9 protein-coding genes are annotated in these 10,876 nt (G+C 75.7%); 3 read left to right on the forward strand and 6 right to left on the reverse strand.

What is annotated here, in order from left to right; all coding sequences use genetic code 11:
* Positions 1-11 precede the first annotated feature (11 nt).
* Positions 12-2,300 (forward strand): SF1B family DNA helicase RecD2, encoded by a 2,289-nt coding sequence (recD2, locus tag GA0070558_RS20805; RefSeq protein ID WP_091282861.1) that lies wholly within the window; start codon positions 12-14, stop codon positions 2,298-2,300.
* A gap of 98 nt (positions 2,301-2,398) precedes the next feature.
* On the opposite strand, the gene GA0070558_RS20810 is transcribed toward recD2, so the two are convergent.
* The 4 genes from GA0070558_RS20810 to GA0070558_RS20825 all read right to left on the reverse strand — a co-directional run bounded on the left by GA0070558_RS20810 (position 2,399) and on the right by GA0070558_RS20825 (position 5,593).
* Entirely contained in the window at positions 2,399-2,704 is a 306-nt protein-coding gene (locus GA0070558_RS20810) for a DUF5988 family protein (RefSeq protein WP_228986339.1), read from the reverse strand.
* A 158-nt stretch (positions 2,705-2,862) separates the two neighbouring features.
* The gene (locus GA0070558_RS20815) at positions 2,863-3,600 is read right to left on the reverse strand and encodes an ABC transporter permease (RefSeq protein ID WP_077937038.1); all 738 of its coding nucleotides are present in this window, start codon (positions 3,598-3,600) and stop codon (positions 2,863-2,865) included.
* Positions 3,597-4,538 (reverse strand): ABC transporter ATP-binding protein, encoded by a 942-nt coding sequence (locus tag GA0070558_RS20820; protein ID WP_091282862.1) that lies wholly within the window; start codon positions 4,536-4,538, stop codon positions 3,597-3,599. Before GA0070558_RS20820 ends, GA0070558_RS20815 begins: the two co-directional genes overlap by 4 nt.
* Before the next feature lie 281 nt (positions 4,539-4,819).
* Positions 4,820-5,593 (reverse strand): HAD-IA family hydrolase, encoded by a 774-nt coding sequence (locus GA0070558_RS20825; RefSeq protein ID WP_256092048.1) that lies wholly within the window; start codon positions 5,591-5,593, stop codon positions 4,820-4,822.
* Between the two features lie 173 nt (positions 5,594-5,766).
* Between GA0070558_RS20825 and GA0070558_RS20830 the strand changes: the two genes are divergently transcribed.
* Positions 5,767-7,176 carry an acyl-CoA synthetase gene (locus tag GA0070558_RS20830; RefSeq protein WP_077937036.1) on the forward strand — a complete coding sequence of 470 codons (1,410 nt, stop codon included), beginning with the start codon at positions 5,767-5,769 and terminating at the stop codon, positions 7,174-7,176.
* A 62-nt stretch (positions 7,177-7,238) separates the two neighbouring features.
* Here GA0070558_RS20830 and GA0070558_RS20835 read toward each other — a convergent pair whose 3' ends face one another.
* Complete coding sequence (locus GA0070558_RS20835) at positions 7,239-7,901, reverse strand: 4'-phosphopantetheinyl transferase family protein (RefSeq protein ID WP_091282864.1); 663 nt, start codon at positions 7,899-7,901, stop codon at positions 7,239-7,241.
* 174 nt (positions 7,902-8,075) lie between these two features.
* Between GA0070558_RS20835 and GA0070558_RS20840 the strand changes: the two genes are divergently transcribed.
* Positions 8,076-8,528 (forward strand): cold-shock protein, encoded by a 453-nt coding sequence (locus GA0070558_RS20840; protein WP_043964304.1) that lies wholly within the window; start codon positions 8,076-8,078, stop codon positions 8,526-8,528.
* Between the two features lie 129 nt (positions 8,529-8,657).
* Here GA0070558_RS20840 and GA0070558_RS20845 read toward each other — a convergent pair whose 3' ends face one another.
* Positions 8,658-10,061 carry an AMP-binding protein gene (locus GA0070558_RS20845; RefSeq protein ID WP_091282866.1) on the reverse strand — a complete coding sequence of 468 codons (1,404 nt, stop codon included), beginning with the start codon at positions 10,059-10,061 and terminating at the stop codon, positions 8,658-8,660.
* Positions 10,062-10,876: the final 815 nt, after the last annotated feature.

Below are 10,876 nucleotides of genomic sequence, written 5' to 3' on the forward strand. Positions count from 1 at the left end.
TCATCGTCACGATGTCCGCCACCCCACCCGCGCCGACCGCCACCCCGGTCGCCGCCCGCGCAGCCGCACCCACGGCCGGCCCCGGCGCCCCCGCGCGCGGCGCCGTGCTCGAGGCGGTGCTGGAACGCGTCACGTACGTCAACGAGGAGACCGGGTACACCATCGCCCGCGTCGCCACCGACCGCTCCGGCGACGACCTGCTCACCGTCGTCGGCACGCTGCCCGGCGCGCAGCCCGGCGAGCGGCTGCGGCTGGTCGGCCGGTGGGGTTCGCACCCGAAGTACGGGCGGCAGTTCGAGGTGCACCAGTGCACCACCGTCCTGCCGGCGACCGTGCAGGGCATCGAGCGCTACCTGGGGTCGGGCCTGATCAAGGGCATCGGTCCGAAGATGGCGGCCCGCATCGTGGCCGCCTTCGGCGTGGACACGCTGCGGATCATCGAGGAGGAGCCGGGCCGGCTGGTCGAGGTGCACGGCCTCGGCCGCAAGCGCACCGCCGCGATCGGCGCGGCCTGGCAGGAGCAGAAGGCCATCAAGGAGGTCATGGTCTTCCTCCAGGGCGTCGGCGTCTCCACCTCGCACGCCGTGCGCATCTTCAAGCAGTACGGCGACGAGTCCATCGCCGTCGTGCGCGACGACCCGTACCGGCTCGCCGCAGACGTGTGGGGCATCGGGTTCCGCACCGCCGACAGCATCGCCAAGGCGGTGGGCATCCCGCACGACAGCCCGCAGCGGGTGCGCGCCGGCATCCGGTACACCCTCTCCGAGGCCGCCGACGGCGGGCACTGCTATCTGCCCGAGCCGAACCTGGTCGCCGACGCCGCGACGATCCTGGAGGTCCCGGCGGACCTGGTCGCCGCCTGCCTGGCCGACCTCGTGGCGACCGAGGACGGCGTGGTCGGCGAGGCGGTGCCGAACCCGAGCAACGAGGGGGCGGTCATCCCGGCCGTCTACCTGGTGCCGTTCCACCGGGCCGAGTCGGCCCTCGCGGCGAGCCTGGTCCGGCTGCTGACCGACCGGCTGGACCGGATGCCGGCCTTCGCGGACGTGGACTGGGGCCGGGCGCTGGCCTGGCTGAAGGCCCGCACCGGGGCGGAGCTGGCCCCCGAGCAGGAGCAGGCCGTACGGCTGGCGCTGACCTCGAAGGTCGCCGTGCTGACCGGCGGCCCCGGCTGCGGCAAGTCGTTCACCGTCCGGTCGATCATCGAGCTGGCGGCGGCGAAGAAGGCGAAGATCGTGCTGGCCGCGCCGACCGGCCGCGCGGCGAAGCGGCTCACCGAGCTGACCGGCCACCCGGCGACCACCGTGCACCGGCTGCTGCAGCTACGCCCCGGCGGGGACGCCACCTTCGACCGGGACAACCCGGTCGACGCCGACCTGATGGTGGTCGACGAGGCGTCCATGCTGGACCTGATCCTCGCCAACAAGCTGGTCAAGGCGGTGCCGCCCGGCGCGCACCTGCTGCTGGTCGGCGACGTCGACCAGTTGCCCTCGGTCGGCGCGGGCGAGGTGCTGCGCGACGTGCTCGCCGCCGAGACGGTGCCCCGGGTCCGGCTGACCCGCATCTTCCGGCAGGCGCAGGAGTCGGGCGTGGTGGTCAACGCGCACCGGATCAACGCCGGCCAGGCCCCGGTGTTCGGCGAGCACCCCGACTTCTTCCTCTTTCCCAGCGATGAACCGGAGGTCACCGCCGAGCAGGTGGTCGACATCGTGACCCGGCGGATCCCGCGCCGGTTCGGGCTGCGCGCCCGCGACGTGCAGGTGCTCACCCCGATGCTGCGCGGGCCGGCCGGCGCCGGCAACCTGAACACCCTGCTCCAGCAGGCGATCGCCCCGCACCGCGAGAACGCGCCGGAGCGGCGGCACGGCGGGCGGGTCTTCCGGGTCGGCGACAAGGTCATCCAGGTCCGCAACAACTACGACAAGGGCGCGGCCGGGGTGTTCAACGGCACCGTCGGCGTGGTCACGGCCCTGGACCCCGACGAGCAGACCCTGACCGTGCGCACCGACGAGGACGAGGACATCGGGTACGAGTTCCACGAGCTCGACGAGCTGCAGCACGCGTACGCCATCACGGTGCACCGGTCGCAGGGCAGCGAGTATCCGGCGGTGGTGGTGCCGGTGACCATGGGCGCGTACACGATGTTGCAGCGCAACCTGCTCTACACCGCCGTCACCCGGGCCCGGAAGCTGGTCGTGCTGGCCGGTTCGCGCAAGGCGCTGGCCATCGCGGTGCGGACGGCCGGCACGGGTCGCCGGCACACGGCGCTGACCCACCGGCTCTCCCCCGACCGGCCCTGACCCGCCGGCGGTCGGCGCGGTCCGCCCCGCCGATGTGTCGGCGCGGCGGTCGGCGCGGTCCCCGGCGGACCGCGCCGACCGCCGGGCCGCTGCCTGGCCTACTCGGCGATCCGGGTCCGGCCGGTCCAGCGGAAGACGACCGGCGCCTCGCCGCCGCCGGAGTCCCGCTCGAAGTGCTCGTAGCCCCCGTAGTGACGTACCTTGATCTTGTGTTCCACCGGGGAGACCCGGTGGCTGCGCAGCTCGGTCGGCAGGTTGGCGGGCCCGCCCTCCAGCACGACGTCGATGATGCCGGCGGCCTCGCTGCTGATGGTCATGGCCGGCACCGTCCAGGCGATCCGGTCGTCGTCGTTGACGATGGGGTTCGCCGTCCGGGCGGTGGGGGCGGATTCGGAAACTGTCATCGCACGACCTCCGTCGTTCGTCGCTCCGCCACGAACGTAATCCAGGTCACACTCGGCGGGCACCCCTTAGCGACCCCCTAGCGCGCCGGTGCCGGCGTGGGCCGCCGGTGAGAAGGGAACCCTTCTCTACCGGAGGCGTTAAGAGGGGGCCCTTCCTTTCACTCCCAGCGGAAGAAGCGGGTGGCCAGGACGCTGCCGGCGACGGCGGTGACGGCCAGGGCGAGCAGCTGCGGCCACGCCGGACTGTCGCCGGCCCACGCCGCCGCGAGGGTGTCCACGGTGGCCCCGAGCGGCGAGTAGTCGCCGATGCGGGCCAGCACGGTCGGCATCTGGTCGCGCGGCAGCCAGGCGCCGGCGAGGAAGAGCAGCGGGAAGAACAGCGCCGGCCCGATGGACTGGGCCGCCCGCGCCGACGGGGCGAGCGCGGCGATGAGCAGGCCGACGGCGAAGAGGCAGGCCACGCCGAGCAGGAACGCCAGCACGAAGGCGGGCACGTTGGCCGGGGCCGGCTGGTCCAGCAGGAACCGTACGCCGATCGCGGTGACCACCGCGCCGGCCACGCCCATCACCAGGTTGACCACCACCTGCGCCACGAGCAGCAGGGCCGGGTTGACCGGGGTGGTGGCCAGGCGGCGCAGCACCCGCCGCTCCCGGTAGATGCCCAGCGCCATCGGCAGGGTGAACAGCGCGAGCATGCCGATGGTGAGGGCCAGCGCGAGGGCCGGCAGGAAGGTCAGCTCGCCGTGCTGCCCGGCGTCCGCGCCGGAGGCGCCGCGCTGCGGCAGCCCGAAGACCAGCATGAGGCCGAGCGGCAGGGCGAAGACGAAGAACAGCGACACCGGCTCGCGCAGGAACAGCTTCGCCTCGACGGCGATCAGCTTGGACAGGGCGTTCACGAGGACCTCTCGTCGGTCGACGGCGGGGTGGTGGCCCGGGCGGCGCGGCCGGTCAGCGAGACGAAGGCGTCGTCCAGGGTGGGCTGCTCGACGCGCAGGCCGGCGTAGCGGACCTTCTGCTCGGCCAGGGCCGACAGCACCGTCTGCAGGACCTGTTCCGGGCCGGTGACGGTGACCTCGTCGCCGGAGCGGCGCACCCCGGTCACCTCGGGCAGCGCGGCGAGCAGCGCGTCGTCCACCGGGTCGAGCGGCCGGAAGTGCACCCGGTGCTCGGTGCCGACCCGGGAGAGCAGGCCGGACGGGGTGTCGATGGCCACGACCCGGCCGGTGTCGATGATGGCCAGCCGGTCGCAGAGCCGCTCGGCCTCCTCCATGAAGTGGGTGACCAGCACGACCGTCACCCCCCGGTCGCGGATGCGCTCGACCAGGTCCCAGGTGTCCCGCCGGCCCTGCGGGTCCAGCCCGGTGGTCAGCTCGTCGAGGATCGCGATCTCGGGGCGGCCGACCAGGGCGAGGGCCACCGAGAGCCGCTGCTTCTGCCCGCCGGACAGCTTGTGGAAGGCGGTGTCGCGCTGCGTGGCCAGGCCGAGGTCGTCGAGCAGCTCGTCGATGTCGGCCCGGTTGCGGTAGAAGGACCGGTAGAGGTCCAGCGCCTCGCGCACGCGCAGCTTGTCGGGCAGCTGGCTCTCCTGCAACTGGGCGCCGACGCGCTGCCGCACCTCGGTGCGGTCGCGGACCGGGTCGAGCCCGAGGACGCGGACGGTGCCCCCGTCGGCGCGGCGCAGCCCCTGCACGCACTCGACGGTGGTGGTCTTGCCCGCCCCGTTGGGGCCGAGCACGCCGAAGATCTCGCCCTGGTCGACGGTGAAGGAGACGTCGTCGACGGCGATCTTGTCGCCGTACCGCTTGTGCAGGTGCTCGACCTCGATGACCGGCATGGGCGTGGTCCTCCGTCAGGTGCGGACTGCCGCCGGCGAGGGCGGGCCCTCGGGGGAATCGCGGCGTCTGGGTGCTGGGTGGTGTCGCGGTGCTGGGGATGGGAGTGCGGTGCTGGGGTATGTGGTGCTGCGGGTGCGTCGTGGCCACGGTCGGACGACGACCGGCGCACGGGCGGTCGACGCCGGATATCATCCGGCCAACCGAGGCACGAATCAACTCATCGGCTGACGAACCGGGGTGCCGACCGGGATCGGGACCGGCCGGCAGGGGTACGGGGCGGTCACCCGGCGTGTCCGTCCACCCCGGCCGGTCCCCGGCCGGGGGCCGCCGGCCCGTCGCCGCCGGCCACGGGCCGGTCGCCGGGCGGCGTGGCGCCGGGGGCGGGGCACGGGTCGCAGAGCGGCAGCAGCTCCCCCAGCCCGGTCAGGACGACGTCCGGGCCGGCGGCGAGCAGGGTCGCCGGGTCGGACTCCCCCCACAGCGCCGCGACCGCGAGGACCCCGGCGGCACGGGCGCTGGCCAGGTCGCTGGGCGCGTCGCCGACCATCAGCGCGTCGGCGGGCGCGACGTCGAGCAGCTCCAGCGCCCGGCGCACGATGTCCGGGGCCGGCTTCGGGCGGGCCACCTCGTCGGAGCCCACCACGTGGTCGACCAGGCGCAGCAGGTCCAGCCGGCCCAGCAGGTCGCGGGCGCGCACCCCGCTGCGGCCGGTCGCCACGGCCAGCCCGATCCCCCGCCCGCGCAGCACGCCGAGCAGGTCGGCCGCCCCGGGCACCGGCGTGACCAGGTGGGCCAGCCGGTTGCTCTCCCGCACGAAGGGGTCGGCCATGGCCGCCGGGAGGCCCATCAGCCGCAGCACGTCGGGCAGGTAGCGGCCCGGGTGGCGGCAGTATTCGTCGACGGGTGCGACGCCGCCGCCGACCACCTCGGCGTACGCGAGGGCGAACGCCTCGCGGGCCACGGCGAGGCTGTCGACCAGCACACCGTCGAGGTCCAGGACGACCGCCCGGACTCCCCCGGGCACCCCGGACCGGCGCACCGCCACACCGGCCACCGGCGTCACCTCCCCGCCCACGCGCACGACACGCCGACGCCGGCCCGTAGGGGTGGCCCGCTCCGGGCACCCCGACTAGCGTCGGGTCGCCGGGACCCGCCGGGCCGGGTCGACCGCGACGACCCGGCCGGCCGGCGTCCCCGCGAACCCTACCGGTGGAGAGGTGCGTCCACATGCCGCTGCTGAGCTGGCTGTCCGAGTCCGCCGACGACCGACCGGACGCGGTCCGGGTCGACGACCGGGCCGTGTCCTGGGTGGAGCTGCGCCGGCTCGCCACGGCGGTCGCCGACGACCTGGGCGGCGTGGACCGGGTCGCCGTCGAGGCGACGCCCACCCTGGAGACGGTGGTCGGGGTGGTCGGGGCGCTGCTGGCCGGCGCGGCGGTCGTGCCGGTGCCGCCGGACGCGGGGCCGATGGAGCGGGAGCACATCCTGCGCGACTCCGGCGCGACGGCGCTGCTGGCCCCGGCGGGCGGCACCGCTCCGGCCGGCGACGGGGGCCCGCCGGTGATCCCGGTCGACCTGGCGCGGCGGTCGGACACCGTCCACCCCGAGCCGGACCCGGCCGCCACCGCGCTGATCCTCTACACCAGCGGCACGACCGGGGCGCCGAAGGGCGCGGTGATCGGCCGGGGGGCGGTCGCCGCCTGCCTCGACGGGCTCGCCGACGCCTGGGCGTGGACGCCCGAGGACCTGCTGGTGCACGGGCTGCCGCTGTTCCACGTGCACGGCCTCGTGCTGGGGGTGCTGGGGCCGCTGCGGCTGGGCAGCCGGCTGCACCACGTGGGCCGGCCGCGCCCCGAGCGGTACGCGGCGGCCGGCGGCACGGTCTACTTCGGCGTACCCACGGTGTGGTCCCGGATCGCGGCGGACCCGGAGTCGGCGCGGGCGCTGCGCCCGGCGCGGCTGCTCGTCTCGGGCAGCGCGGCCCTGCCGGCGGCGGTCTTCGCGGACCTGGCCGCCCTCACCGGCCACGAGGTCGTCGAGCGGTACGGGATGACGGAGACCCTGATCACGGTGAGCGCGCGGGCGGACGGGCCGCGCCGGCCGGGGACGGTCGGCGTCCCGCTGCCCGGGGTGCGGACCCGGCTGGTCGACGAGCACGGCGCGGCGCTGCCCGCCGACGGGGAGGCGATGGGCGAGCTCCAGGTCGCCGGCCCGACCCTCTTCGACGGCTACCTCGGCCGGCCGGACGCCGACGCGGCCACCCGCACCCCGGACGGCTGGTTCCGCACCGGCGACGTCGCCACGATCGGCCCGGACGGGTGGCACCGGATCGTCGGCCGCGCCGCCACGGATCTGATCAAGAGCGGCGGGTACCGGATCGGGGCCGGCGAGGTGGAGGACGCCCTGCTGGCCCACCCGGGGGTCCGGGAGGCCGCCGTGGTCGGCACCCCGCACCCGGACCTCGGCCAGCAGGTCACCGCGTACGTGGTGGGCGACGGGGTGGACGGCCCGGAGCTGATCGACTTCGTGGCCCGCCAACTGTCGGCGCACAAGCGGCCCCGCGAGGTGCGGCTGGTCGAGGCGCTGCCCCGCAACGCCCTCGGCAAGGTCCAGAAGACCAGGCTGGCGGCGGACTGAGCCGGGGCCGAGCCGAGCGTGGACGCCGGGCCGCGCCGGGGGTGGACGCCGGGCCGCCCCGGTCAGCCGGTGACCGCCGGGATGCCGATGGCGGTGAGCACCAGGCCCCGCTCGACCAGGAACCGGCCGCGGAAGGCGGTCACCGGGGCGCCGCCGAGGACCGGGCCGGGCACCAGCAGGTGCGCGACGAACGTCCCGCCGGCGTCGACGACGATGTCCGCCTCGGCGAAGTCCAGCCACCGGCCGGTCAGCGGGAACCACGCCTTGTAGACCGACTCCTTGGCGCTGAACAGCAGGCGGTCCCAGCAGACCGTGGGGTGGGCGGCGGCCAGCGCGGCGGTGCGGGTCCGCTCGGCCGGCAGCGCGATCGCGTCGAGCACCCCCTCGGGCAGCGGCGCGTGCGGCTCGGCGTCGACGCCGAGGGTGGCCAGCGCGGTGGCGCGGCCGAGGGCGGCCGCCCGGTAGCCCTCGCAGTGCGTCATGCTGCCGACCACCCCGGCGGGCCAGACGGGGGCGCCGCGCGCGCCAGAAACGATCGGCGTCTCGGCGATGCCCAGCTCGCGGAGCGCGCGGCGGGCGCAGTGCCGCACGGTGGTGAACTCCCGGCGGCGTTTGTCGACGGCGTTGGCGACGAGCCGTTCCTCCTCGGGGAACAGGGTCAGGCCGGCGGGGTCGGTGAACGCTTCGGCCACCACCGCGGCCGCAGGGAGGATCTGCTCGATCACAGCCGCCGATGCTAGGCCGCCCCGGCGACCCGCGCCGTCCCTCGATCGGGCGCGACGCGCCGATAGGGGTGGGTACGGGTGGAGGGCGGCGGGGGCGGATGTCACCCTGAGGGGTGCCCCGGCCTGGTCGGTCGGGGGTGTGTAGTGGTCTTGGTCTGAGGAATGCGGGTGGCGATGCTGACTGGCAGGGTGGTCCGGTTCGACGAGGTGCGGGGTTACGGCTTCATCGCTCCGGACGGCGGCGGGGACGACGTGTTCGTGCACGCCAACACGGTCGACGGCGACAAGTGGGCGCTGGGTCCGGGCGTCCCGGTGGAGTACGAGGCGGTGGAGAACGAGCGCGGCCCGAAGGCGCTGACCGTACGCGTGCTCGGGCCCGCCGTGGCGGGCGAGCGCACCGCCCCGGTCCGGACGGTCGCACCGTCGACGGGGCGCGGCCACGAGTCGGGCCAGGGCGGGCTCGAGGACGAGGAGGGGCTCTGTGACGTGCTGTCCGAGCGGTCCTTCGTCACCGAGACCACCGAGGCGCTGCTGATCTCCGTGCCGGACCTGACCGGGGCGCAGATCGTGGCGGTGCGCGCCCGGATGCTGGCGCTGGCGCGGCGGCACGGCTGGGTGGAGGGCTGAGGCTGCCGCCTCCCCCGCTGCGCGTGGGGTCGAGCGGCCGGTGCGGCCCCGTCGCGCGGCGGGTTCGGCACGGTCGGCCGGTGCGGCGGGTGCTGCTCGGCGACGCCGACCCGGTCGACCGGTTCGCGGTCAGCCGGCCGCGATGAGCAGCGACTTCCTGATCCGGCCCTGCGCGCTGCGGGGCAGTTCGTCGACGAAGTGCACCCGGCGGGGCCGCTGGCCGGCCGACAGGTGGCGGCCCACGTGGTCGATGAGCACCTGGGCGGTGAGCCCCTCGGCGGCGACGACGTACGCGGTGACCTGCTCGCCCTGCCCGGCGTGCGGGGTGCCGACCACGGCGGCGTCGCGGACCCCGGGATAGCTGAGGAGCACCTCCTCGACCTGCCCGGCGTGGACCCGGCGGGTGCGGCCGTGCACCACGTCGGTCCGTCGCCGCCCGATGATCCGGTGCGAGCCGTCGGCCGCCACGGTGGCGAGGTCGCCGGTGGCGTGCCAGCCGGCGGCATCGGCGCACCGCCCGCGCCCGTCGACGTAGCCGCTGGACAGCGTGGGGCCCCGGATGCTCAGCTCCCCGACGGACTCGCCGTCGGCCGGCACCGGCCGGTCGTCGCGGTCGAGGATCCGGGTCTGCACGCCGGGCAGGGGCGTCCCGGCGGTGCCGGCGGCGCAGGGCGCGTCGACCCGCCCGGTCACCGCGATCAGGGTCTCGGTGGTGCCGTAACCCTGGATGAGGGAGTGCGAGGTGAGCAGGCGGAGCCGTTCGGTCACGGCGGGGGCCAGCGGGGCGTCGGCGGAGACCAGGATCCGGGCCCCGGACAGCGACCGGGCCCAGGGGTGGTCCCGCGAGATGCGCGCCCACTGGCCGGGGACGGCCAGGTACATGGTGCCGACCGGACCGGCGGCCGCGTCCCGGTCGAGGTGGACGAAGCGGCTGCCCGTGCGCAGCGCGCCGAGCAGGCCCACCACCAGGCCGTACGCCCGGAACAGCGGGGCGCCCTGGACGAGGACGTCCTCGCCGTTCCACCGCCACGCGTCGGCCAGCAGGTCCAGGTCGGCGGCGATGGCCCGGCGGGAGACGCGGACGCCCCTCGGTGGCCCGCTCGCGCCGCCGGTGTAGAGGATCACCGCGTCGGCGTCGGGGTGCGGCTCGGGTTGGTGGGCCGAGGAGCGTCGGCTCAGGTCGACGGGGACGGTGGCCAGCCCGGCGGCGACGGCCCGGTCGGGGGCGTCGGAGGGGTCGCGGCCGAGGAGCACGGTCGCGCCGGACTCCCGCAGGATGCGGCCGCGCTCCCGCGCGTCGGCCCGGGGCGGCAGGGGCACCAGCGGCACGCCGGCCTGGACGGCCCCGACCATGGCGACGACGGTCTCCAGGCTGGGGGTGGCGTCGACGGCGACCGCGGCGGCGCCCCGGATCCGGTCGGCGACCGCGTTCACGCAGCCGAGCAGGGCTTCGCTGGAGAGCGTCCGCCCGGCCACCCGGACGGCGTCGGGGCGGTCCGCGCCGGAGGCGCGTAACGCCGGCAGCAGTGTCATCCGCCCTAACCTCTGTCGAGGGCGCCGACGAGGCTCGGCAGGGGCAGGGACATCGCGGCCACAGAACCCTTCGCGTCATGGGTGCGGTAGCCCCATATCCGGCCATCCCCGCGTGCTGCGGGTGCCCCGAAATTAGGCGGCGCTATCGCCGGGCACAACCCCTAGCCGTGGCGCGCGAGGCCCGCCGCGACGCGGGGTCGCGCCGCCACCGGCGGGCGGGCGGGCCAGGCAGGACCCCCGCCGGGGCGGGGGCTGGTCGCCTTGGGCGGGGCGATGCTGTTCCGCGAACCGGCGGCCCGTCGTCGGCACTCCGCGACCGGGGCGGAATTGGAATCGCGGCGCGGGCCGCACGGATTGCGCAACCCGCCCGAAACGGAATTCCGATACATTGATCCCGACCACGCGTTCTGATTTGTCCTCGATTGACTTCAGCCACTGCGGGGGCCGCACTCCGTCGCCAACCAATCGCGTATAACCCGCATTTAACGGCAAAGACGCCTTTTGTTTTTGAAGCGGCCCTAATCGGGCAAGCGGGCGTCGATGCCATGAAGGGGACGCGACCTTCCCGCGCTCCCGCCAGCCACCGCCGACCGAGCCCACCCCGGCGGGCAGCCCGCCCGGCCGAAATGCCGCAGGCATCGATCCCCGCCGCTCGCGCACGTCCGCCCGCCGGGCCGGCCGCCGCCCGCCGGCACCGCCGGCCCGTCACGCAGCGACATCGTCCCGCCCCTCGGGACGGGGTCGAACGCCCCGGCTCCGCACCGCCGGACATGGCCGCCCCGCCGCCAGCACCCCCACCCACCACCCCGCTCCCA

The organism is Micromonospora haikouensis, assembly GCF_900091595.1.
Lineage (GTDB): Bacteria > Actinomycetota > Actinomycetes > Mycobacteriales > Micromonosporaceae > Micromonospora > Micromonospora haikouensis.